At 66.4% G+C, this 22,300-nt stretch carries 20 protein-coding genes; 9 read left to right on the top strand and 11 right to left on the bottom strand.

The window, feature by feature from the left end; all coding sequences use genetic code 11:
- The first annotated feature begins 126 nt into the window (after window positions 1-126).
- On the top strand, window positions 127-279 hold the full coding sequence (locus tag ACK41U_RS12190) for a hypothetical protein (protein ID WP_409680429.1): 153 nt from the start codon (window positions 127-129) through the stop codon (window positions 277-279).
- A gap of 140 nt (window positions 280-419) precedes the next feature.
- Window positions 420-794 (top strand): DUF2237 family protein, encoded by a 375-nt coding sequence (locus tag ACK41U_RS12185; protein ID WP_409680426.1) that lies wholly within the window; start codon window positions 420-422, stop codon window positions 792-794.
- A gap of 54 nt (window positions 795-848) precedes the next feature.
- On the opposite strand, the gene trpB is transcribed toward ACK41U_RS12185, so the two are convergent.
- From trpB to ACK41U_RS12150, 7 genes are all read right to left on the bottom strand, one after another.
- Window positions 849-2,075, bottom strand: coding sequence for a tryptophan synthase subunit beta (gene trpB / locus ACK41U_RS12180; RefSeq protein WP_409680423.1), 1,227 nt, complete (start codon window positions 2,073-2,075; stop codon window positions 849-851).
- 114 nt (window positions 2,076-2,189) lie between these two features.
- Window positions 2,190-3,605: a DUF6395 domain-containing protein gene (locus ACK41U_RS12175; protein ID WP_409680420.1), complete on the bottom strand. Its 1,416-nt coding sequence runs from the start codon at window positions 3,603-3,605 to the stop codon at window positions 2,190-2,192.
- A gap of 721 nt (window positions 3,606-4,326) precedes the next feature.
- A complete protein-coding gene (locus ACK41U_RS12170; protein ID WP_409680417.1) occupies window positions 4,327-6,435 on the bottom strand; it encodes an ATP-binding protein in 2,109 nt (702 codons plus the stop codon).
- Between the two features lie 80 nt (window positions 6,436-6,515).
- Entirely contained in the window at window positions 6,516-7,676 is a 1,161-nt protein-coding gene (locus ACK41U_RS12165) for an RsmB/NOP family class I SAM-dependent RNA methyltransferase (protein WP_409680414.1), read from the bottom strand.
- Between the two features lie 80 nt (window positions 7,677-7,756).
- A complete protein-coding gene (locus tag ACK41U_RS12160; RefSeq protein WP_409680411.1) occupies window positions 7,757-8,065 on the bottom strand; it encodes a hypothetical protein in 309 nt (102 codons plus the stop codon).
- Window positions 8,065-10,629 carry a cytochrome c oxidase subunit I gene (ctaD, locus tag ACK41U_RS12155; RefSeq protein ID WP_409680408.1) on the bottom strand — a complete coding sequence of 855 codons (2,565 nt, stop codon included), beginning with the start codon at window positions 10,627-10,629 and terminating at the stop codon, window positions 8,065-8,067. Before ctaD ends, ACK41U_RS12160 begins: the two co-directional genes overlap by 1 nt.
- On the bottom strand, window positions 10,626-11,327 hold the full coding sequence (locus ACK41U_RS12150; RefSeq protein WP_409680405.1) for a cytochrome c oxidase subunit II: 702 nt from the start codon (window positions 11,325-11,327) through the stop codon (window positions 10,626-10,628). Before ACK41U_RS12150 ends, ctaD begins: the two co-directional genes overlap by 4 nt.
- Window positions 11,328-11,351: 24 nt before the next feature.
- Between ACK41U_RS12150 and ACK41U_RS12145 the strand changes: the two genes are divergently transcribed.
- Window positions 11,352-11,873 (top strand): DUF2231 domain-containing protein, encoded by a 522-nt coding sequence (locus ACK41U_RS12145; protein WP_409680402.1) that lies wholly within the window; start codon window positions 11,352-11,354, stop codon window positions 11,871-11,873.
- Between the two features lie 8 nt (window positions 11,874-11,881).
- Here ACK41U_RS12145 and ACK41U_RS12140 read toward each other — a convergent pair whose 3' ends face one another.
- Together ACK41U_RS12140 and ACK41U_RS12135 are read right to left on the bottom strand one after the other, a co-directional pair.
- Window positions 11,882-12,394 carry a CopD family protein gene (locus ACK41U_RS12140; protein ID WP_409680399.1) on the bottom strand — a complete coding sequence of 171 codons (513 nt, stop codon included), beginning with the start codon at window positions 12,392-12,394 and terminating at the stop codon, window positions 11,882-11,884.
- Window positions 12,391-13,119 (bottom strand): cytochrome c oxidase assembly protein, encoded by a 729-nt coding sequence (locus tag ACK41U_RS12135; protein WP_409680396.1) that lies wholly within the window; start codon window positions 13,117-13,119, stop codon window positions 12,391-12,393. Before ACK41U_RS12135 ends, ACK41U_RS12140 begins: the two co-directional genes overlap by 4 nt.
- Before the next feature lie 167 nt (window positions 13,120-13,286).
- On the opposite strand from ACK41U_RS12135, the gene ACK41U_RS12130 reads away from it, so the two are divergent.
- The 3 genes from ACK41U_RS12130 (at window position 13,287) to ACK41U_RS12120 (ending at window position 16,230) form a co-directional block, all read left to right on the top strand.
- The gene (locus ACK41U_RS12130) at window positions 13,287-14,693 is read left to right on the top strand and encodes a ferric reductase-like transmembrane domain-containing protein (RefSeq protein WP_409680393.1); all 1,407 of its coding nucleotides are present in this window, start codon (window positions 13,287-13,289) and stop codon (window positions 14,691-14,693) included.
- 221 nt (window positions 14,694-14,914) lie between these two features.
- Complete coding sequence (locus ACK41U_RS12125; protein ID WP_409680390.1) at window positions 14,915-15,343, top strand: MarR family winged helix-turn-helix transcriptional regulator; 429 nt, start codon at window positions 14,915-14,917, stop codon at window positions 15,341-15,343.
- A gap of 68 nt (window positions 15,344-15,411) precedes the next feature.
- Entirely contained in the window at window positions 15,412-16,230 is an 819-nt protein-coding gene (locus ACK41U_RS12120) for a sugar phosphate isomerase/epimerase family protein (RefSeq protein ID WP_409680387.1), read from the top strand.
- A 90-nt stretch (window positions 16,231-16,320) separates the two neighbouring features.
- On the opposite strand, the gene ACK41U_RS12115 is transcribed toward ACK41U_RS12120, so the two are convergent.
- Window positions 16,321-16,695 (bottom strand): Rieske (2Fe-2S) protein, encoded by a 375-nt coding sequence (locus ACK41U_RS12115; RefSeq protein ID WP_409680384.1) that lies wholly within the window; start codon window positions 16,693-16,695, stop codon window positions 16,321-16,323.
- Window positions 16,696-16,700: 5 nt separating this feature from the next.
- Window positions 16,701-17,813 carry a 4-hydroxyphenylpyruvate dioxygenase gene (gene hppD, locus ACK41U_RS12110; protein ID WP_409680458.1) on the bottom strand — a complete coding sequence of 371 codons (1,113 nt, stop codon included), beginning with the start codon at window positions 17,811-17,813 and terminating at the stop codon, window positions 16,701-16,703.
- 131 nt (window positions 17,814-17,944) lie between these two features.
- Between hppD and ACK41U_RS12105 the strand changes: the two genes are divergently transcribed.
- The 3 genes from ACK41U_RS12105 (at window position 17,945) to metH (ending at window position 22,259) form a co-directional block, all read left to right on the top strand.
- On the top strand, window positions 17,945-18,400 hold the full coding sequence (locus tag ACK41U_RS12105; RefSeq protein ID WP_409680381.1) for an Lrp/AsnC family transcriptional regulator: 456 nt from the start codon (window positions 17,945-17,947) through the stop codon (window positions 18,398-18,400).
- 102 nt (window positions 18,401-18,502) lie between these two features.
- Window positions 18,503-19,546: a homocysteine S-methyltransferase family protein gene (locus ACK41U_RS12100; protein WP_409680378.1), complete on the top strand. Its 1,044-nt coding sequence runs from the start codon at window positions 18,503-18,505 to the stop codon at window positions 19,544-19,546.
- Window positions 19,539-22,259 carry a methionine synthase gene (gene metH / locus ACK41U_RS12095; RefSeq protein WP_409680375.1) on the top strand — a complete coding sequence of 907 codons (2,721 nt, stop codon included), beginning with the start codon at window positions 19,539-19,541 and terminating at the stop codon, window positions 22,257-22,259. The genes ACK41U_RS12100 and metH overlap by 8 nt, the downstream gene beginning before the upstream one ends.
- Window positions 22,260-22,300 lie beyond the last annotated feature (41 nt).

Here is a 22,300-nt window from a genome sequence, read left to right as displayed (position 1 = left end):
CATCCATGCCGGGGGCGCATGCCTGCCTTGCGGGCACCCTGACGTCGCGTTCCGGCTCTGGTTTTTTGACTGGTCAGTCAATATTTGACCCTCATGGGAGAGATGACCCGAACCCGGAGACCAGTTATGGCCCAAGCCAGCACCAAGACCACCAGCATCGCCGAGCGCAAGCGCGCCGCCGAGGCCGAGGCGGCTCTTGACCAGATGTATGCCTATTTCACCCGTGACGAGATGCCCCGCACCGTCGTCAGCGAGCTTGACGCCCGCCGCGCAGCCTGATCAGCCAGCCTGATCCCTCCGACGAACAACACAAGATCAACGACAGTCAAAGGGGCCCGCAGGCCCCTTTTCCATGTCTGAATGGTGACTTGGCGTCGCAGTTTCCCCGCGCTAGACTATCCCCTCGGGATGGAGGGGTGATGGACACGTCTGTAAATGTGCTTGGCGGGGCGTTGCAGCCATGCTCGACCGCGCCGGTGACGGGGTTTTATCGCAACGGCTGTTGCGATACCGGCCCCGAGGATCGCGGCAGCCACACGGTCTGCGTGATCGTGACGGCGGAATTTCTGGCCATGTCGGCCTATCTGGGCAATGATCTGACCACGCCCCGGCGCGAATTCGGCTTTCCCGGCCTGAAACCCGGTGACCGCTGGTGCCTCTGCGCCTCGCGGTTTCTGCAGGCGGCGCAGGAATTCGCCGCGCCCAAGGTGGTGCTGGAGGCGACGCATCGCCGCGCGCTGGACATCCTGCCCATCGAATTGCTGCAAAGCCACGCGGTCAGTGCCGAAAACTGATCTGCGGCGCGCCCGGCCCCGAGGGCGGACGCGCCGGTTGTTCCCGCCGCCGTCTCAGGTCTGGATGTCGTGGCCCAGATGCTTGGCGACGGTAAAGATGTCCTTGTCGCCGCGCCCGCACATATTCATCACGATCAGATGGTCGGCGGGCAGGTCGGGCGCGATCTTGATGACATGCGCCAGCGCATGGCTGGGCTCCAGCGCCGGGATGATGCCCTCTTGCGCGCAGCACAGCTGGAACGCCGCCAGCGCCTCGGCATCGGTGATGCTGACATATTCGGCGCGGCCCATATCCTTCAGCCAGGCATGTTCCGGCCCGATGCCGGGATAATCCAGCCCCGCGCTGATCGAATGGCCTTCAAGGATCTGGCCGTCATCATCCTGCAACAGATAGGTCCGGTTGCCATGCAGCACGCCCGCGCGCCCGCCCGACAGGCTGGCGCAATGCTGCATCCGGTCGTCGACGCCCTTTCCGCCCGCCTCGACCCCGATAATGCCGACCTCGGCGTCATCCAGGAACGGATAGAACAGCCCCATCGCATTCGAGCCGCCGCCGATGGCCGCCACCAGAGTGTCGGGCAGCCGCCCCTCGCGCGCCGTGATCTGTTCGCGGACCTCTTTGCCGATGATCGACTGGAAATCGCGGACCATCGCTGGATAGGGATGCGGCCCGGCGACCGTGCCGATGCAATAGAAGGTGTCGCGCACATTGGTCACCCAGTCGCGCAGCGCGTCGTTCATCGCATCCTTCAGCGTGCCGCGACCGCTGGTGACGGGAATCACCTCGGCCCCCAGCAGGCGCATGCGGAACACGTTGGGCGCCTGCCGTTCGACATCATGCGCGCCCATATAGACGATGCATTTCAGCCCGAAGCGCGCGCAGACCGTCGCCGTCGCCACGCCGTGCTGGCCCGCGCCGGTTTCCGCGATGATGCGGGTCTTGCCCATACGGATCGCCAGCAGGATCTGGCCCAGCACGTTGTTGATCTTGTGCGCGCCGGTATGGTTCAGCTCGTCGCGCTTCATGTAGATCTTGGCGCCGCCCAGATATTGCGTCAGCCGTTCCGAGAAATAGAGCGGGCTGGGCCGGCCGACATAATGCGTCCACAGATCGTCCATCTGCGCCCAGAATTCCGGGTCGGTCTTGGCGCGTTCGTATTCGGCTTCGAGATCCAGAATCAGCGGCATCAGCGTCTCGCTGACAAAGCGGCCGCCATAGATGCCGAAACGTCCCTGCTCATCGGGTCCATGCATGAAGCTGTTGGGCAGATCATCGGCCATGGGGTGCGCCTTTCAGGTCGGATTCTGGGGTGTCTGGGCAGCGAAGAAGACAGTCGTCCTCATAGCGTGCTTTGCGGCAAGGGTGAAGGGCAGTCCGACGCCCCAGCGTGATCCTCAGCCCCGGCCCCCAGGACGTGATGTCAGACGTTGCCACCACGGCTGATCGGGATGTGCGGCCAGAGGAAGCACCTCCGGCACAGGGGGGGGCACTGCTGGCGGCGATTCGGCTTCGGGCCCGAAGTTTTTTCGCCAGTCCAGCCGTTGGAATTCCTGTTCATCCCACTTTGCCATCGGCGCCGCGAAATCACGGATGTGATCCAACGCAGGATAGACAAAAGCCGGGCGCTTCTCATAGGCGGGTGTCAGTATCTTCGGAATCCAGCCGACCCTAAGGCGCATCGACAGCGCGGTCTCGCGAATCTGTCCGAGCGGACCTGGAAAATCGCTCTCGATCTGCTGGAAGGAGAATTTGTAAGACGCCATCAGTGACTTGCCAAGACGTCCTTCGTCCGCCGCGAGCTTCTGCACGCCCGGCGAGTTGTTGAAGCGCTTTATCTCGGCCGGCCCCAGCTTTTCACCGAACAGGGCATAGTTATAAAGCGATTTGCGAAGGCACTTGACGCAGCGCATGCAGGGCTTGGCGAAAGGACCGTATTCGCAGGTCGACGCGATCGCCAGCAATCCGGCCCCCCGGGCGATCGAGGTCGTGGTGACCTCGCTGACGCCGTTGCACGGATATTCCAGTGCCAGATCGACCGCAGCAAAGGTTGCAACGGCACGCGAGACCGGATTGCGCGTGGTCACGGTTTCATTCCCGGTAAAGGCGGCCAGGATATCGCCGGTCAGAACATGCGTCAGCTCCAGATGATCTGCCAGCAGCATGACAGGGATCGTGAATGCGTAGCCATCCGGATAGAGGCAGTAACTGCCGTTGGTGGTGAGAAACATGAAATCGGAACGGACCAGAATCTTGCGGGCGTCATTCGGCATCCGGTTCATTGTCTCGACCGGGCCGTCGCTGCTGGTCCAGGTCTCAAACGGGCCGATCTCGGGATGGAAGGTGCGCGCCACCTTGATGAGCGGGGTATCGGGCGGCATGATTGCCGCGACGGCCACGCTGTCCACCCCCCCGGAAAACGAAATCGCCGCCTTTTCGCGCAGGCGATTGGTGCTGCGCCGCGGAGCCAGCTTTTCATCGGTCGCGACGCGGCTGATATGGCGATAAGTGCCAGAGATCATCCGGGCCATGTCCGCTGACACCGGCCGGTCCATTTCCAGATGACTGCCGATATAGGGGCTTATGATCTTGAGCGCGGCCAAAGCCACCAGATCGGGATGCGGCAGATCAAATTCGAAGGGAAAGTAAAAATTCGCGGTCCGGGCGCCCAAACGGATCGCCCCCCCGCCGGCATTGGTGCTCTGCCCCGTAAGGCTGTCATCCTCTTCCAGCTGAAACGTGAAGGTCATCCGGAACCGACCCAGATCGCGTGCGGCATCCTGCGAGGGGCCGGTGGAGACAGATACTTTCATAAGTTCCTCGACTTGCAGCAAAATTTAATGTGACCAGTGAACACGAAACCTGTCGGGCCCGTCATGAAAACAACCTATCGGCATTGCACTGTCGCATGATCTGGCGGCAGGATGAACCCCTTACCAGCAAGCGCATTGCCGGTTCACGCCCCATGCGAGCGACCCGGCAAGGGACGCTGAGGAAGGCGGGCTGCACAACCGGCGTGAACCTGGTCCGGGCAATCGGCAGGATCGCTTTGTCGGACACGTCGCCGCCTGGCATTGCAGCGTGGCGCAGGCATTCTTTCACACGTGTTCCGCTCAGGCGTCGAGCCTACACCATGTGCCGCCGGCGCCACATCGGCCTTCGCGCACAGCCAGGATCTTGACCGGCATTGCCGGTTTGCGCCGCGCCGCGGGTCGCCTCTTCTCGGATGGACGCGCAGAAAATGACAGCCGGGCAGCGGATCACCGTGATCCTGAACCGCGCTCTGTTCCCAGGTCATGACGCCGGCACCCAAGAGCCGGCACGGCATCGCCCAGCCCATCGAAGTTTGCGGACCGGATACCGGCGTTCATCATGCGCGCCATCACCGCCCGGACCGGCCGTGCCACCGGGCATGTCCTGCATGCGGCCAAAATGCAGGACATTCATGCCGCCTTGCTCGTTTTGGTCGCAAGAGAATTCAGTGGTAAAATCAGCTGTGGCGCTTACCCCCTGCCCGCCCGGTCCCGTGCAGGATCAGGAGGTGGCCGAGAGGCGCTCTTCCACCAGCTGGGTCAGCTCGGCCAGCGTAAAGGGCTTGGGCAGAAAGACCGAGTTCGCGATTTTGTCCTGTCCCTCGGCAAAGATGTCCTCGGTATAGCCGGACATGAAGATCACCGCCGCATCGGGCCGGGTCTGACGCGCCTGCCGGACCCAGGCCGGACCGTCCATGCCCGGCATCACCACATCGGTGAGAAACAGATCGACCATCAGACCGGGATCACGCAGCAGGGCCAGCGCCGCCTCGGCACTGTCAGCCTCGATCACGTCATAGCCCCTGAGCTTGAGCGCGCGGGCGGCGAAGGCGCGGACCGGGGCTTCATCCTCGACCAGCAGCAGGCGGGGTTTGCGCGCATTCTCAAGACGGGCGGCCGGGCGGGGATGCCGCGTGGGCGCGACCGGTATGGCGGCCTGTGGCACAGCGTCGTGCTGAGCGGCAGGAAAATAGAGTGAGAACGTCGTCCCGGCACCGGGCTGGCTGTCGCAGAAAATATAGCCCCCCGTCTGCTTTACGATGCCATAGGCCGTCGACAGCCCCAGACCGGTCCCCTCACCGGGGCGCTTGGTCGTGAAGAAGGGTTCGAAAATCTTGGCGAGATGATCCGGCGCGATGCCGCAGCCCCGGTCGGCGACCGAGATGCGCACATAATCGCCCGCAGTCAGCGCCGCCCGGTCGCGGCGCAAAGGCTGGTCGAGGCGGATGTTTTCAGAGCGCACGACAATGTCGCCGCCCTCTGGCATGGCATCGCGGGCATTGACGACGAGGTTCATGATGACCTGCTCAAGCTGGCGCTTGTCGGCCCGGATGGGGCGCAGCGCGGGGTCATGGGTGATGGTCAGGCCGACGCGCTCGCCGACAAGGCGGTTGAGAAGGTGGGTCAGATCGGCAAGCGTATCGCGCAGATCAAGCGTTTCGAGTTTCAGCGTCTGTTTGCGCGAAAACGCCAGCAACTGCCCCACCAGCGCCGCGGCGCGGTTGGTGTTCTGGCTGATCTGGTCAAGGTCGGCGTAATCCGGATCGCCCTTGTCGCGGCGGATCATCAGCAGGTCGCAATGGCCGCGGATCGCGGTCAGAAGGTTGTTGAAATCATGCGCCACCCCCCCGGCCAACTGCCCGATCGCCTGCATCTTCTGGCTTTGGGCGAATTGCGCCTCGAGGGTTTTCATGGCGCTGATATCGGTCAGCACGGCAAACAAGCCGCCTCTCTGTGACGGGTCCGGCGCCAGCGCCACCTGAAAGTGCCGGTCGCGCAACTCGCCGCTGCGGACACCTGGCAGACGCATCCGCAAGATCTCGGTGCTGCTCTGCAAGCGGCCGGCGCGGGCATCGGCAAGCCAGTCCCCCAGCGGACGCCCCGGCCCGTCAAGAAGTGCGGCAAGGTTCCGTCCGGTCCCGTCCTCGCCAAGCCGGCCCTCCATGAGGCGGCGGGCGGCGGCATTCGCCTGACGGATCTGACCGTCCACACCGACGCGCAGCAACGCGACGGGCAGCGCCTCGAAATCGGTCGCGTCGGCATCATCCTCCAGCACAGCGGCAAGCGTGTGGCGATCCGGCATCGCGTCGGCGCCGTGATAGGCCCAGATCTGAAGCGGCGCATCGCGCGAACAGCTGAGCGACAGGGCATTGCCCTCGCCCAGATCCAGTTCGGCGGAACCCAACCGCATCGCACGCTCGGTCAGTTGCGCCATATCCGAGGCCGCATCCGCGCGCAGCCGCGACAGAAGCGTCAGCATGGTGTCGCCGGTCATACCGGCAAAGCAGTCGCGGGTCGCGGCGTTCTGAAACAGAAGCCGCCCCGCCGCGTCGCAGACCCAGATCGGTTCGGGCGCGGCCGCGACCTCACCCCGGATCGCGGTCAGTGCGCGGCGCGCCTGCATGCGCCGCAGGATATGCGACAAAGACAGGGCACCGCCCAGAAGATACCAGGCCACTGCAACCGTCGAAAACACGATCGCGGCCATGCCCGCCCCCGCACCGGGCAGCGCCAGCAGCAGGCCAGACCCGACCACCATCGGTAAAACCAGCAGAGGAACCGCCGAGACGGCCCCGCGTGGCAAACCTGCCAGTTCATCCCAATACGCCATCCGAATCGCCTTTCTGGCCCCGTGTTCCCGCCGTTCTAGCTGGCGAGACCTTAAGGGACCGTTAAGGCAATGCGACTATCTCATCCGCCGCGATGCCGCAGCAATGCCAGATAAAAACCGTCGCCGCCATGATCAAGCGGGGTCCAGCGCTGGCTGAGAGCCATGGAAAATGCTGGATGTTTCTCGCAAAACGCATTGATCTGATGTCTGTTTTCCCGATCCAGAACCGAGCAGGTCATATAGGCCAGGGCCCCGCCCGGCGCGACCAGCCCGGCGACCTTCTCCAGAATGTCCGACTGGATCGCAGCCAGCCGGTCCAGATCCGCGCGGCTCAGGCGCCAGCGGGCGTCAGGCGTGCGCCGCCATGTGCCGCTGCCCGAGCAGGGAACATCGGCCACGACCAGATCAAAATGTCCCACAGGCCGGGGCAGAACCGTGATCCGCGCCCCCGCACGCGCGGCGCGCGCAGGCAGATCGGCCATGCGCTGCGCCGCTGCATCATGCGCAAAGCAGAGGGCGGCGGGCTGACGGGCGGCCAAGGCCAGCACCTTGCCGCCGCCGCCTGCGCAATAATCCAGCACGCGCGCGCCGGGTGTCAGCGGCAGCGCCTCGCAGGCCAGTTGCGGCGACAGGTCCTGCAACTCGACCAGACCGTCGCGATAGGCGGCGGATTGGGACAGGCGCCGCTCGCCCGACACCACGCAGAGGGCGGTGGGCGATACATCGGCGGGCTGCGTCTCGATCCCGTCGCGGGACAGCGCGGCTGCGGCCGTTTCGCGGCTGGCGCGGGCCGGGTTCGTGCGCAGCCAGACCGGCGCGCGCTGGCCCATCGCCTCAGCCACCGGCTGCGCCAGATCGCCAAGCGAGGCGCGCCATTCCGGGCGCAGCCAGTCGGGCAGGTCGGCAAGGGGCGGCAGATCGGGGGCGGGCGTGGCAGCCTCGGCCCTGGTCAGCGGTGCGGGCGCATGGCCCTGCCCGGTGAACAGCACGCCCGGATCCTGACCCTGATCGCGCAGCCAGCCGATCATCAGCCCGCGCCCGGTGCGCGCGCCGCCAAGCGCGGCCAGCGTTTCGCGCCGCCGCAGCGCGCCGAAGACCAGATCGCGCACCGCCGCCCGGTCGCCCGACCCGGCAAAGCGGCTGCCCCGCGACCAGCGCAGCAGGCTGGGCTCGGCGGCGTCTCCGGCGAGGATCCGGTCGAGCACCGCGATCGCGGCAGCGATGCGCGCGCCCGGCGTCATTGCCGCACTCCGTGATGTCGCTCAAGCCCGGTCATGCAGCCCTCTGTCGCGCGTTTGCCTGCGCCTAGCGCGCAACGCGCCTAGACGCAACTAGAGGTCGCAAGGACCGGAAACAGCGTGAACAAGCTGGAGACAAAGCCGATCCATGTCCCCATCACGATCAGCCGGCGCGGGCGCCCCTGACCCGCAGGCAGCACCCGGATCAGCACCAGATGCAGCGCCAGACCCCCGCCCCAGACCAGCCACATCGCAAGATGGTGTAGGTCCGACAGGGGTGCCGGACGGCCGGTCCAGCCCAGGTTGCAGCCCGCGCCATGCAGCGCATAGATCGCCGAAAACAGCGCCGCCCACAGCAGCGGCGCCGCCAATGCCCGCCAGAGCCAGCCCATCACATCACCTCTTGCAGCAGGATCAGCAGCCCCGAGACCACCGAGCTTCCCAGCCAGAACGCCTGAAACAGCTGCCAGACGGGGGCGGCGCCGCGCCGCTGTCCGCCCGCGCGCCCGGTGCACAGGTCGCGCCAGCTGCGCAAGGCCAGCATCAGCGCCACGACGCCATGGACCACGGCAAAGCCCAGCACCGCCCCGCGCAGCGCGTCCCGCGCATGGCGGCGCGGATCGTCAAGGCCAAGGCCCAGCACCGCCAGCGCCAGCAGCGCCACGGCGCAGGCGATCAGCCCGGCCATGGCCCAGCCGACCGCTGCGGGGCGGTCGCGCAGCGCCTCGGCCCGGTGGGCGGCGATCAGGCCCACGCCCATCGCGGCCAGCGCCAGCAGCCCGGCCCCCGCCATCAGGGGCGTGGCAATGCCGCTGGCGGGCGCGGGCCAGCCCGGCGCCACCACGGTCAGGAACCCCACCCCGAACAGCAGCGAGGCATAGAGCGTGCCGTCCGCCAGCAGCAGCGCCAGCGCCCCGGTCCGCGCCAGCGTGTTGCGGCGGTTCCAGTGCAGCGGCAGGTGCAGGCCGGGCGCGGCCTCGATGGGCGGATGCTGGCGGGTGGTGCCCATGATCTCGCCCCATTTCCACGCCGCCCAGAGCGTGGCGGCAATCCCCAGCGGCGCCAGCCAATACAGCCCCGCCAGCATGGCCGCAAAGAAGCTGCCGATCGCCGCCGAGGTCCAGAGCGGCAGGTTGGTGCTGGTGGCCAGCACCGCCACATGGTCGGGCCTGCCACTGCCGGGATCGACCACCAGCGTCTCGCGCCAGCCGCGCGGGGCGCCGGGCAGCAGCCCCTCGCCGCGCGCCAGCGGCAGCAGGGCCGAGGCATCGGGCTGGCGCGGCCCCGGCAGTGAGGCGAAGTTATAGGAGGGCGCGGGCAGCGGCATCGCCCAGTCCAGCGTCGGCGCATGCCACGGGTTGCGCCAGCTGCGGCGCCCGAACAGCCATTGCATGATGATGTCAAAGGCAAACAGCGCAAAGCCCGCCGACATGACCATACCAAAGACCGATGAGATCAGGTTCAGCCACTCCCATTCCGGGTTGGCGGGATAGACGTCGATCCGGCGCGGCATGCCCAGCAGCCCGGTCAGGTGCATCAGAAAGAATGTGCCATGAAAGCCGATCAGGATCAGCCAGAAGGCGGCCTCGCCCAAGCCCTTGACCCGCCAGCGCCCGCAGATCAGCGGCATCCAGTAGGTGACGGCGGCCAGCATCGGAAAGACAAAGCCTCCGACCAGCACGTAATGCAGATGCGCGGTGACAAAGGCGGTGTCATGGGCCTGCCAGTTGAACGGCACCATGGCCAGCATCACCCCGGTCAGCCCGCCCATGACGAAGGTGATGAAAAACCCGATGATATACAGCATGGGCAGGCGGAAACTGACCCGCCCCTCCCACAGGGTGCCGATCCAGGCAAAGACCTGCACGGCGGTGGGCACCGCCACCAGCGCCGAGGCCGCCGAAAAGAAGGCCAGCGCCATATGCGGGATGCCCACGGTGAACATGTGATGCACCCAGAGGCCGAAGGACAGAAACACCAGCCCCACGATGGCCGCGACAATGGCGCCATAGCCCAGGATCGTGGTGCGCGCCATGACCGGGATGATCGTCGACAGCGCGCCCGCGGCAGGCAGGAAGATGATATAGACCTCGGGGTGGCCGAACAGCCAGAACAGGTGCTGCCACAGCATCGGCGAGCCGCCGCGCGCCACATCGAAGAACGGCCAGTCAAAGGCGCGCTGCACCTCCAGCAGGATCGAGCCCAGGATCAGCGGCGGGAACCCCACCAGCATCATCACGGCGGTGCCCAGCAGATACCAGCCCATCAGCGGCATCCTGACCAGCGGCATGCCCCCGGCGCGGCAGCGCAGGATGGTGACGGTGATCTCGACCGCCGCCGCCATGGCCGAGATTTCCACGAAGGTCACGCCCAGCAGCCAGACATCGGCATTGATGCCCGGCGTATGGGTGCGGTCGGCCAGCGGCACATACATGAACCAGCCGCCATCGGGCGCCACGCCAAAGACCAGCGACAGCACGATGACCGAGCCGCCGAACAGATAGCACCAGTACCCAAGCGCGCTGAGACGCGGAAACGCCATGTCGCGCGCGCCGAGGATCTTGGGCAGCAGCCACAGCGCCAGCCCCTCCAGCATGGGGATGGCGAACAGGAACATCATGATGGTCCCGTGCATGGTGAAGATCTGGTTATACAGATCCACATCCAGAAACGCGCCCTGCCGGGTGGCCAGCTGCGCCCGGATCAGCATCGCCAGCACGCCGCCAATGGCAAAGAACACAAACGCCGTCACCATGAAGCGCAGCCCGATGGTGCCGTGATTGACCGAGGTGAAAAAGCCGCGCCAGCCCGGCTCGTCGCGCCACGCCCGGTCCAGTTCGCGGTGCAGGCGCAATGCGCGCTGCGGCGGGTTGGTGGCGATGTCCTGGGCGTGGTCGCGGGCATCCTCGGCGGGCGCCATCGGGACGGCGCGGCCCGGCAGGTGGCTGTCGGTCATGGCTGGGCCTCGTCTGTGATCTGTTCGTCGGTCAGCAGGGCGTCTGTCATATCGGGCATGGGTCCGGCGGGGTCATAGGCCACGACGGTAAAGCGCATGACGCTGTGGCCCAGCCCGCAGAACTCGGCGCACAGCCCCTCATAGATGCCGGGGCTGTCGGCGCGCAGACGGTGGAGGTTCTGTTGGCCGGGGATCGCATCCATCTTGCCGCCCAGCTGCGGCACCCAGAAACTGTGGATCACGTCTGCGGCAGTGATGGCGACATCAAAGGACTGACCCGCCGGGACGTACAGCACGTCGCGGGTCTGGACCGGCTGGCCGTCCGGGCCGGGCTGGGTAAAGCGCCATTCCCATTGGGCTGCATGCGCGCCCACGCGCAGGGCATCGTCGGCCCGCGCCAGCATCCGCTCGCCGATCCACAGCGAAAAGCCCAGCAGCACGGTCAGCACGCTCAGCGTGAATCCCAGCCCCCAGCCCCAGATCCAGCGCCGCTCGGTCGCGCGGGCGCCACGGTTGCGGATGGCCAGAACCAGCAGCACCATCACCAGCCCGGTGATCAGCGCCGCGCCCGCCAGCATCGCCCACCACAGCAGCGCCGCATCCCGCGCAGCCGGCCCCGAGGGGGCCAGCGTGCTCAGCGGTCCGTCACATGCGGCCAGCAGCGGAACCGCCAGCAGCCCTGCCGCCTTGTTCCCCAAAGCCCTGCCAAGGAGAGACCGCCCATGCGCCAGAAAAGAAGCTGGAAACAACGCCGCCGCCTGTCCGATCCGATCGAGGAACATGTGGCCTTTGACGACACCGAAACCAAGATCGCCCTGTCGGGCCATCCGGTCCATGCGATGATGGTGGCATTCCCCATCGCGCTGGCGTTTTCCACCCTTGGCGCCGACGGGATGTATTGGCTGACGGGCGACGAATTCTGGCCCCGCGTCGCGCTGTGGGCGGCAGGCATCGCCTTTGCGCTGGGGGTGCTGGCAGGCATCGCGGGCACGGTCGAATTGCTGATGGTGCCCGGCATCCGCATCCGGTCGGCCAGTTGGACTCATTTCATTCTCGCGGTCATGCTGCTGTCGCTTCTGGGTCTGAACTGGGGCTTTCGTCTGCCCGATCCGCAGGGCGCTGTGCTGCCCTGGGGGGCGATGATCTCGGGCCTGACGGCGCTGATGACCGGCATCACCGGCTGGCATGGCGGCAAGCTGGTCTTCGACTATCGCATCGGCACGCAACGCGCGACCGGCGGCTGACGGGCCGGTCATGGCTGGCCCCCTGCCTGACCACGGGGGGCCAGCATGAAGTCGGGCATCAGCGCGGTCAGCCCGCCCAGATCGGGCTTGGCCAGCACCAGCCACAGCACCGCCGCCATCAGCGGCAGCCCCAGCACCAGCGCCCACACGGGCGAGGGCATGTCGCGCAGCCCCCGGTTTTCGGCTGAACTGAGGATCAGGTGACCGATCCACGCATGCACCAGCACCATCCCCGCCACCAGCGCCAGCTTGGCCACAAACCACAGATCGAACACGTCATCGGCAAAGATCAGCGCCGTGCCCGCCGCAATCGCAATGATCGCCGCCGGGGTGGCGAATGCGATATAGCCGTAATGGGTGATCAGCCGGAACTCGGCATAGCGCGCCTGCGTCTGCTCGGACCCGGTGGTGCGGCGCCAGACATTGCCGTAGAAATACAGCATCAGGGGCAGCGCGATCAGCGCCGCGCACCAGCACAGCATCGCGGCCAGATGCAGGAACTTGAGCCCGGCCACGATCATGCCGCAAACCCCCGGCGCCAGCCCTGCCGCAGCACAGCGAATGCGATGGCCGCGACCGGCAGAAAGCCCGGCACCCACATGACCAGCCCGGCAAGCTGCTGATCGACAAGCGGCTGGATCCCCCAGGCCATCGCGCCGCCGACATGCTGGATATACAGGATCTGCGGTGCGAATGTCAGGATCACGCCCAGAAAGCCCATGACCCCGGCCAGCCCGCCGATCAGAACACCGCGACGCAGCGCCTCTTCGCCGCCAAAGCCGGGTGCCAGCACCGCCGACCAGAACGCCCATGCCGGCAACAGCATCGCCGCCTGCATCGCCCAATAGATCAGATCCGACCGCCAGACCGCGTCATAGACCGGCGGCAGGTGCCAGGCGATCATCGCGCCGCTCAGCGCCGCCAGCGACAGGCTGGGCGCCAGCCGCCGCAGCACCGGCATCGCCACCGCCAGCGCCGGAGCAGCCAGCGTGATCAGCACCAGATGATGGGCCGAGCGGGCCGAGAACAACGCCACCGTCATCGCGCAAAGCGGCGAGACAAAGGCCAGCACCAGCGCGCCGATCGCCAGCAGCGCAGGCCCCCGGCGCGCGGCCCCCGCAGACCGCAGCAACACCAGCGCAAACAGCGCCAGCCCCGCCAGCAACAGCGGGTCGAGGTTCCAGCTCTGCCACAGCGCGCCGGGCTGCGGCGCGGGGCCGCAATAGGGCACAGGCCCGTCCGTCATCCCAAGTCCCCCATTGATCCGTCCTGCGATCTGTCCTGCGATCCGTGCTGCAACATCAGCGCACGGCCCCGCTCACGCCCATGTCATTGCCACCCCAACCGCATCGCTGCGGCAGAGGTTCCACACCCGCCGCAGGAACCGCCACCGCGGCGCCGCGTTCCACCCCCATGCGCGCACCGCCCCGATCCGATCCCGCCGCCCATATCCGCCCCGCCGACCGGCCGGGGGCGGTCTATCTCCGCGCCGGCCTGTGGCTGCTGGCCGCAGCCGTGGCGCTGGCCCTGCCCTTTGTGGTGATCCTTGCGGGCGATCCGCCAACCAACGCGCCGTTCACCCGCAACCTGGCCTATGCGTTGGGCTTTGCGGCGCTGGCGCTGGCGGGGCTGCAATTCGCGCTGACCGGGCGACTGAAACCGCTGCTGCACCCGTTCGGCGCCGACATCGTGCCGGTCTTTCACCGCTTTCTCAGCTGGGGCGCGGTCGCGCTGATGCTGGGCCATTTCGGCATGCTCTATCTCTGGCATCGGGACGATCTGGGCAGTCTCAGCCCGCTGACGGCGCAGCCCCACATGACCGCCGGGCGGGTGGCGCTGCTGTGCTTCACGCTGCTGATCCTCAGTTCCGAATTCCGCAAACGCCTGCGGCTCGATTACCTGTGGTGGCGGCGCCTGCACATCTTCCTTGCGCTGACCGGCTTTGGCGCGGCGATCTGGCACGTGCTGGGTGCCAGCTACTTCACCGGACAGGACGGCACCCGCGCACTGTGGCTGGCGGTGACGCTGGCATGGCTGGGCCTGATCCTCTACACCCGCGTCCTGCGCCCGCTGCATCAGTGGCGCAACCCGTGGCGCGTGACCGAAAACCGCGATGAGGGCGACGGCATCCGCAGCCTCGTGCTGCGCCCCGAGGGCCGCCCCCTGCGCGACTGGCGCCCCGGTCAGTTTGCGTGGCTGGCGGTGGGCGGCACCCCGTTCAGCCTGCGCGAACACCCGTTCACCATCTCGACCGCGCCCGAAAAAGGCCCCGGGATCACCTTTTCGATCAAACCCCTGGGCGATGACAGCACCCGCCTGTCGCAGACCGAACCCGGCAGCATCGCCTGGATCGACGGCCCCTACGGCGTCTTCACCGTCGACCGCGAGGCCGATGCGCCGGGCTTCGTGATGATCGCAGGCGGGGTCGGCGTCACCCCGATCATCGCCAACCTGCACGCGCTGCAGGCCCGCCGCGACCCGCGCCCGGTCCATCTGCTCTATGCCAACAATGACTGGTCCGACGTGGCCTTCCGGGATGAACTGGCGCGGATCGCCCGCGACATCGACCTGCATGTCACCCATGTCATCGCCGACCCGCCCGAAGACTGGCCTCCCGAAAACTGGCCTCCCGAAGGATACGCCACCGAAACCGGCCGGATAGATCAGGACATGCTGGCCCGCCTGCTGCCCCGGGACAGCCGCGACTGGCCGCATATGATGTGCGGCCCGGCCCCGATGCTGAACGCGCTGCGCCCGGCCCTGCGCCGCCTCGGCGTGCCCGCCACCCGCATCGACAGCGAAATCTTCGAGATGGTCTGACCCATGCGCCCCTTCCTCGCCCGCCTCTTCGCCGCCATCCTCGCCCTGCTGGTGCTTTGCTACGCCGTCACCATGGCCATTCTGGTCACGGCCTGACGCGCCTTGCCTTTCTTCTTCACTCAAATATCCAAAATCCCGCCCGCCCAGCCGCGCGCATCCGCTCATGCCTTGTTGCATCCGCAACGGCTCTCTGCTGTGCTGTCCGCAAACCGGAGACCCAGATGAGCTTTCACCTCGACGCCTTCCTGCCCTATCGCCTCTCGGTTGCCGCGGCACAGGTCAGCCGCCGGTTTGCCGCCCGCTACGGCGCCGAGGCGGGGCTGAGCATCCCCGAATGGCGCGTGCTGGCACATCTGTCGCAATCGGGCGCGGTCAGCGTGCGCGACATCCATGCCCGCGTGGCGCTGGACAAATCCGTGGTCAGCCGCGCCGCCTCGCGCCTGCAGAAGGCCGGTCTGGTCGGAAAATCCGGCCATGACACTGACCGGCGCCTGATCGCGCTGTGCCTGACGCCGGACGGTCAGGCCCTGATGGACCGCCTTGGCCGGATCGCGCAGGCATTTCAGGCCGAACTGCGCGCCGAACTGGGCGCGGATGCGGGGGCCTTCGAGGCTGCGCTGGACCGGCTCGGCGCGATCAGCGACGACTGAAAACGCTTGCCTCACCGCGCTTTGTGCGGGATCACTGCCGCAGATCGCGCAACCGGAAAGAGCCGCATATGTCCCCTCCGCTGCTGGGCGTCGCCCTGACCTTTGACGATTTCGCCCCCCTTCGCGACTGGATCTGCGCCCCGGGCCGTGCCATCGAGATCCAGGATTTCTGCGCGCTGGATGCCCTCGGCGGGGAATGTGACGACCTGGTCGCGCGCTGGCAGGGCGTTCTGGGGGATCAGACCGGCCCGCGCGGCATCCACGGCCCCTTCATGGGGCTGGACATCGGCAATCCCGACCGCCGCATCCGTCAGGTGGTGCAGGACCGCCTGCTGGAGGGGCTGCGCATCGCCGGGGCGCTGGAGGCCACGCAGATGGTCGTCCACAGCCCGTTCACCTACTGGCAGCACCTGAACCGCGACAACTACCCGGCCATCCGCCCCGCGATCTTCGCGGCTGCCGCCGATTGCCTGTCGCCGGTGCTGGCGCGGGCGGCAGAGAGCGGCTGCCAGATCGTGCTGGAAAACATCGACGATGCCGATCCCGGCATCAGGGTCGATCTGGTCGCCGCGATCGACCATCCGATGCTGGCCGTGTCGCTGGATACCGGGCATGCCGAACTGGCCCATGGCCGCTATGGCGCGCCGCCGGTGGTCGATTACATTGCGGCGGCGGCGGGACGGCTGGCCCATGTCCATCTTCAGGATGCCGATGGCTATGCCGACCGCCACTGGCATCCGGGCGATGGCCGCATCCCCTGGCGCCCGGTCTTTGATGCGCTGGCCGCCCTGCCATCCCCCGCGCGCCTGATCCTTGAGGTGAACGCCGACCTGCCCCGCCTGCCCCGGACGGTCGCCCGGCTGGCCGAGCTTGGTCTGGCGGTCTGAGCAGCCCACGGCCGGATCAGCCCAAAGCGCCCGAGGGTCACAGGCTCAGAGGTCGCAGGCTCAGAGGTCGCAGGCTCAGAGGTCACAGGCTCAGACCGGCGGACCAGACAGCCCGTCGGCGATGATCAGATCGCAGCCCCGGATGCCGACCGGCACCGGATCAAGCCCGCAATCGGCGCCCTGAACCACCTCGCCCGTGGTCTTGTCAAAGCTGGCGCCATGGGCGGTGCACAGCAGCTTCGTGCCATCCGCCGACAGCAGGGTGCTGCCGCGATAATCCAGCGGCAGATACTGGTGCGGGCAGGCGTTGACATAGGCGCGGATCAGCGCCCCGTCACGCAGCACGATCAGGGGAAAGCTGCCGCGATCCGTGGTCAGGCTGATGCTGTGGACCGCGATGATCTGCGCGGCGGGACAGATCACCGTTCCCGGCGGCGGCGCGCTGCGATAGTCGGTCCAGGCCATGGGCGTTATGCGCCGGGTTCCGCGCTGAGCACGCCGCGGCGGATCTGATCCTCTTCGATGGATTCGAACAGCGCGCGGAAATTGCCCTCGCCAAAGCCGTCATCGCCCTTGCGCTGGATGAATTCGAAAAAGATCGGGCCGATCACGGTTTTCGAGAAGATCTGCAGCAGGATGCGGGTTTCACCACCGCCGACCACGCCTTCGCCGTCGATCAGGATGCCGCGCTGTTGCATCCGCGCAATGGGCTCTTCATGGCCTTTGACGCGGCGATGCGACATCTCGTAATAGGTGTCGGGCGGTCCGGGCATGAACTCCATCCCGGCCCCGGCGATCCTGTCGGTGCCCGCATAGATGTCATTGGTGGCGATGGCGATGTGCTGGATGCCCTCGCCCTTGTAGTCGCGCAGATATTCCTCGATCTGGCTGTGGTCGTCGGTGCTTTCGTTGATCGGGATGCGGATCTTGCCGCAGGGCGAGGTCAGCGCACGGCTGACCAGACCCGTCTGCTTGCCCCTGATGTCGAAATACCGGATTTCGCGGAAGTTGAACGTGTCGTGGTAGAACCTGTACCAGGTGTCCATATTGCCGCGGATCACGTTATGGGTCAGGTGGTCGAGATAGAAGAACCCGAACCCCTCGGGGCGCGGATCGGCCTCGCCCAGCCATTCATAATCGGCGTCATAGGCGCTGCCCGCATCGCCATAGCGGTCGATGAAATACAGCAGCGAGCCGCCGATGCCGCGCACCGCAGGCGCCCCGATCGACTTGCCGGGGCCGGTATATTCGGTGGCGCCCAGATCCAGCGCACGCGTCAGGGCGACCTGCGCATCGACCACGCGCCAGGCCATCGCGGGCGCGCAAGGGCCGTGTTCGGCCACGAATTGCGCGGCCTGACTGTCCGGTTCGGCGTTCAGCAGATAGGTGACGTCGCCCTGACGATACAGCGTGATGTCTTTCGTCTTGTGGCGCGCGACCGGGACAAACCCCATCTGGCGGAAGATGCGGTCCAGCACCGAAGGGTCGGGATGGGCGAATTCGACGAATTCGAACCCGTCGGTGCCGGCGGGGTTCGTGGCGCTGATCGTGGCCTTCGGGGCATCATGCGGGAACGGACCCATGGCTTTCTCCTCCTGTTCGCTGTTGGTCATTCTGCCGGATCCGGGCCGCAACGGGCTTGCAAACGGGGGTGATTCCGGGCGACATCTGCATTGATTGTGCATGTTCACGGCAATCGACGCGAGGGATACGCATGGACCGGTTCGATACCGCATTGCTGGCCGCTTTGCAGCGCGATGCCGCGCTGACCAATGCGGCGCTGGCGGATCTGGTCGGGCTGTCACCCTCGCAGATCTCGCGCAGGCGGGCGGCGCTGGAAGAGGCGGGCGTGATCGAGGGCTATTCGGCGCGGCTGTCGGCGGCCCGGCTGGGCTATGGGTTCCGGGCGATCATCAGGGTCAATCTGCGTGGCCACGGGCAGGGCCGCGAAGAGGATTTCGCCCGCTTTGTCGCGGCCCAGCCGATGATCCGGCAGGCGTTTTCGGTCTCGGGCGATGCCGATTACATCCTCGACATCAGGGCGCGCGATCTGGACGGCTTTGCCGATTTCGTGCACCGGCAGCTGCTGCCGCATCCTCAGGTCGCGCAGGTGCGGTCCGAGATCGTGTTGAAAACGCTGAAGGATGAGCGGGGCGTGGCGCTGCCCTGATCCGCGCGACATGCGTAAAATTCATTATTTTGTCGAAAATTATGAATTTGCTGGCTGGGCTGTGCCGGGCTATAGAACGCGCTCGCGATGAAAGGCCCGACCATGACCGGCAGACTGTCCCCCTCGCCCGCATTTGCGGCGCTGAACCATGCCGCAGCCCGGCGTATCCTGATCCTTGACGGGGCGATGGGCACGCAGATCCAGCAGTTGGGGCTGGGCGAGGATGACTATACCGGCCACGGGTCGGGCTGCGCCTGCCGCCATCACACCGACCATCCGCAGACCGGCAACAATGACCTGCTGATCCTGACCCAGCCGCAAGCCGTCGAAGAGATCCACTATCGCTATGCCATCGCGGGCGCCGATATTGTCGAGACCAACACCTTCTCCGCCACCACCATCGCGCAGGCCGATTACGGGCTGCAGGAGGCCGTTCACGACCTGAATGTCGAGGGCGCCCGCGTGGTGCGCCGGGCGCTGGACCGCGCCACCGCGCAGGATGGCCGCCCCCGCTTTGTCGCCGGTGCGATTGGCCCGACGAACCGCACGGCCTCCATGAGCCCGGACGTGAACGACCCCGGCTATCGCGCCGTGACCTTCGAGGATCTGCGCGTGGCCTATCTGCAACAGGCCAACGGGCTGATCGAAGGCGGCGCCGACATCCTGCTGATCGAGACGATCTTTGACACGCTGAACGCCAAGGCCGCGATCTTCGCCTGCCTTCAGGCGATGGAGGCGCATGGTCAGGCGCTGCCGATGATGATTTCGGGCACGATCACCGATGCCTCGGGGCGCACCCTGTCGGGGCAGACGCCGACCGCCTTCTGGCACTCGGTGCGCCATGCCCGGCCCTGGAGCATCGGGCTGAACTGCGCGCTTGGCGCCTCGGCCATGCGCCCGCATCTGGCGGAACTGTCGGGCGTGGCCGACACGCTGATCTGCGCCTATCCCAATGCCGGGCTGCCCAATGCCTTTGGCCAGTATGACGAAGGCCCCGAGGATACCGCGCCTCAGGTCGCCGATTTCGCCCGCGAGGGTCTGGTCAATGTCGTCGGCGGCTGCTGCGGCACCACGCCCGACCATATCCGCGCCATTGCCGAGGCCGTGTCCGGTTTCGCCCCCAGAAAGGTGCCCGCCTATGCCTGATCGTTACCTGCGCCTGTCGGGGCTGGAGCCTTTCGTGCTGACCCCCGACATTCCCTTTGTGAATATCGGTGAGAGGACCAATGTCACCGGCTCGGCCCGCTTCCGCAAACTGGTCAAGAACCGCGACTATGCGGCGGCGCTGGAGGTCGCGCGCGATCAGGTCGAGAACGGCGCCCAGATCATCGACATCAACATGGATGAGGGGCTGATCGACAGCAAAGCCGCCATGGTCGAATATCTGAACCTGCTGGCGGCGGAACCCGACATTGCCCGCGTGCCGATCATGATCGACAGTTCCAAATGGGAGGTGATCGAGGCAGGCCTGCAATGCGTGCAGGGCAAGCCGGTGGTGAACTCGATCAGCATGAAAGAGGGCGAAGACCAGTTCCGCCATCAGGCACGCCTCTGTCTGGCTTACGGTGCGGCGGTCGTGGTCATGGCCTTTGACGAGGACGGTCAGGCCGATACGGCGGCGCGCAAGATCCAGATCTGCGAACGCGCCTACCGCATCCTTGTCGATGAGGTGGGCTTTCCGCCCGAAGACATCATCTTTGACCCCAATATCTTCGCCGTGGCGACCGGGATCGAAGAGCACAACAACTATGGCGTCGATTTCATCGAGGCGACGCGCTGGATCAGGGCCAACCTGCCCCATGCCCATGTCTCGGGCGGCGTGTCGAACCTGTCCTTCAGCTTTCGCGGCAATGAGCCCGTGCGCGAGGCGATGCATGCGGTGTTCCTGTATCACGCCATTCAGGCGGGCATGGATATGGGCATCGTCAATGCCGGTCAGTTGGCCGTCTATGACCAGATCGACCCGGCGCTGCGCGAGGCCTGCGAGGATGTCGTCCTCAACCGCCGCGACGATGGCACCGAACGCCTGCTGGAAATCGCCGAGCGGTTCCGGGGCGACGGCGCCGGTGCGAAACGCGAAAAGGACCTGTCCTGGCGCGAATGGCCGATCGAAAAGCGGCTGGAACATGCGCTGGTCAACGGCATCACCGAATATATCGAGGCCGACACCGAAGAGGCCCGCCTGACCGCCGCCCGGCCGCTGCATGTGATCGAGGGCCCGCTGATGGCGGGGATGAACGTGGTGGGCGATCTGTTCGGCGCGGGCAAGATGTTCCTGCCGCAGGTGGTGAAATCGGCCCGCGTGATGAAACAGGCCGTGGCCGTCCTGCTGCCCTATATGGAAGAGGAAAAGCGCCTCTCGGGCAGCACCGAGCGCGAAACGGCGGGCAGGATCCTGATGGCGACCGTCAAGGGCGACGTCCATGACATCGGCAAGAACATTGTCGGCGTCGTGCTGGCCTGCAACAATTTCGAGGTGATCGACCTGGGCGTGATGGTGCCGCCGCAAAAGATCCTGCAGGTCGCGCGCGACGAGAATGTCGACATCATCGGCCTGTCCGGCCTGATCACGCCGTCACTGGACGAGATGGTCCATATGGCCGCCGAGATGGAGCGTGAGGGGATGACCATCCCGCTGCTGATCGGCGGCGCCACCACCTCGAAAATCCACACGGCGGTCAAGATCGCGCCCCGCTATACGCGCGGTCAGGCGGTCTATGTCACCGATGCCAGCCGCGCGGTGGGGGTCGCCTCGGCGCTGCTGTCGCCCACGCAGGCGCCCGATTACATTGCAGGGATCCGCGCCGAATATACCGAGGTGGCCGAACGTCACGAACGCTCCGAGGCCGCGAAAAGCCGTCTGGCCCTGTCCGCCGCACGGGCCAATGCGCTGAAAATCGACTGGTCGGCTTACGCGCCCACCGCCCCCGGTTTCACCGGCCCGAAGGTCATCGACGACTGGGATCTGGCCGAGATCGCCCGCTATATCGACTGGACGCCGTTTTTCCAGACATGGGAGCTGAAAGGCGTCTATCCCCGCATCCTGGAGGACGAGAAACAGGGCGAGGCCGCCCGCCAGCTCTTCGCTGAGGCGCAGGAGATGCTGGCCCGCATCATCGAGGGCCAGTGGTTCAGGCCCCGCGCGGTCATCGGCTTCTGGCCCGCCAATGCCGCGGGCGACGACATCCGCCTGTTCACCGGCCCCGACCGCACCTCCGCACTGGCCACTCTGCACACGCTGCGCCAGCAGGTGACCAAGCGCAATGGCCGCCCCAATGTGGCGCTGTCGGATTTCGTGGCACCCATGGGCATCCCCGACCATGTCGGCGGCTTCGTCGTCACCGCAGGCCCCGAAGAGGCCGAGATCTCGGCGCGCTATGAACGCAGCAATGACGATTACGGCGCGATCATGGTCAAGGCGCTGGCCGACCGCTTTGCCGAGGCCATGGCCGAAATGCTGCACGAACGCGTCCGCCGCGAATTCTGGGCCTATGCCAAAGACGAGGCCTTTGCCCCGGCCGAACTGATCGCCGAGCCCTATCACGGCATCCGCCCCGCCCCCGGCTATCCCGCACAGCCCGATCACACCGAGAAACTGACGCTGTTCAGCCTGCTGGACGCCGAATCCGCGACCGGGGTGACCCTGACCGAAAGCATGGCGATGTGGCCGGGCAGTTCGGTCTCGGGCTTCTATATCGGCCATCCCGACAGCTATTACTTCGGCGTGGCCAGGATCGAAGAGGATCAGGCCCGCGACTACGCCGCCCGCAAGGGCTGGTCATTGGAACAGACCGAACGCTGGCTGGCCCCGGTCCTCAACTACGACCCCGCCCGCCGCGCGGCCGGGGCGGCAGCCTGACCGCAGCCACTTTGCCTTGGAAAAAATATCCAGAGGGCACC

The sequence above is a fragment of the Paracoccus sp. (in: a-proteobacteria) genome (assembly GCF_046289755.1).
Classification (GTDB): Bacteria; Pseudomonadota; Alphaproteobacteria; order Rhodobacterales; family Rhodobacteraceae; genus Paracoccus.
Note: the sequence above shows the minus strand (reverse complement) of the source record. Positions and strands in the feature narration are given on the sequence as shown.

What these genes read in the sequence shown, in the direction of transcription:
- metH (WP_409680375.1), top strand. Translation starts at nt 19,539, where the DNA reads ATGCCTGATCGTTACCTGCGCCTGTCGGGGCTGGAGCCTTTCGTGCTG.
- ACK41U_RS12145 (WP_409680402.1), top strand. Translation starts at nt 11,352, where the DNA reads ATGCGCCAGAAAAGAAGCTGGAAACAACGCCGCCGCCTGTCCGATCCG.
- ACK41U_RS12160 (WP_409680411.1), bottom strand. Translation starts at nt 8,065, where the DNA reads ATGGGCTGGCTCTGGCGGGCATTGGCGGCGCCGCTGCTGTGGGCGGCG.
- ACK41U_RS12105 (WP_409680381.1), top strand. Translation starts at nt 17,945, where the DNA reads ATGGACCGGTTCGATACCGCATTGCTGGCCGCTTTGCAGCGCGATGCC.
- ACK41U_RS12185 (WP_409680426.1), top strand. Translation starts at nt 420, where the DNA reads ATGGACACGTCTGTAAATGTGCTTGGCGGGGCGTTGCAGCCATGCTCG.
- ACK41U_RS12100 (WP_409680378.1), top strand. Translation starts at nt 18,503, where the DNA reads ATGACCGGCAGACTGTCCCCCTCGCCCGCATTTGCGGCGCTGAACCAT.
- ACK41U_RS12140 (WP_409680399.1), bottom strand. Translation starts at nt 12,394, where the DNA reads ATGATCGTGGCCGGGCTCAAGTTCCTGCATCTGGCCGCGATGCTGTGC.
- hppD (WP_409680458.1), bottom strand. Translation starts at nt 17,813, where the DNA reads ATGGGTCCGTTCCCGCATGATGCCCCGAAGGCCACGATCAGCGCCACG.
- ACK41U_RS12130 (WP_409680393.1), top strand. Translation starts at nt 13,287, where the DNA reads ATGCGCGCACCGCCCCGATCCGATCCCGCCGCCCATATCCGCCCCGCC.
- ACK41U_RS12170 (WP_409680417.1), bottom strand. Translation starts at nt 6,435, where the DNA reads ATGGCGTATTGGGATGAACTGGCAGGTTTGCCACGCGGGGCCGTCTCG.
- ACK41U_RS12115 (WP_409680384.1), bottom strand. Translation starts at nt 16,695, where the DNA reads ATGGCCTGGACCGACTATCGCAGCGCGCCGCCGCCGGGAACGGTGATC.
- ACK41U_RS12120 (WP_409680387.1), top strand. Translation starts at nt 15,412, where the DNA reads ATGTCCCCTCCGCTGCTGGGCGTCGCCCTGACCTTTGACGATTTCGCC.
- ctaD (WP_409680408.1), bottom strand. Translation starts at nt 10,629, where the DNA reads ATGACCGACAGCCACCTGCCGGGCCGCGCCGTCCCGATGGCGCCCGCC.
- ACK41U_RS12175 (WP_409680420.1), bottom strand. Translation starts at nt 3,605, where the DNA reads ATGAAAGTATCTGTCTCCACCGGCCCCTCGCAGGATGCCGCACGCGAT.
- trpB (WP_409680423.1), bottom strand. Translation starts at nt 2,075, where the DNA reads ATGGCCGATGATCTGCCCAACAGCTTCATGCATGGACCCGATGAGCAG.
- ACK41U_RS12125 (WP_409680390.1), top strand. Translation starts at nt 14,915, where the DNA reads ATGAGCTTTCACCTCGACGCCTTCCTGCCCTATCGCCTCTCGGTTGCC.
- ACK41U_RS12190 (WP_409680429.1), top strand. Translation starts at nt 127, where the DNA reads ATGGCCCAAGCCAGCACCAAGACCACCAGCATCGCCGAGCGCAAGCGC.
- ACK41U_RS12165 (WP_409680414.1), bottom strand. Translation starts at nt 7,676, where the DNA reads ATGACGCCGGGCGCGCGCATCGCTGCCGCGATCGCGGTGCTCGACCGG.
- ACK41U_RS12135 (WP_409680396.1), bottom strand. Translation starts at nt 13,119, where the DNA reads ATGACGGACGGGCCTGTGCCCTATTGCGGCCCCGCGCCGCAGCCCGGC.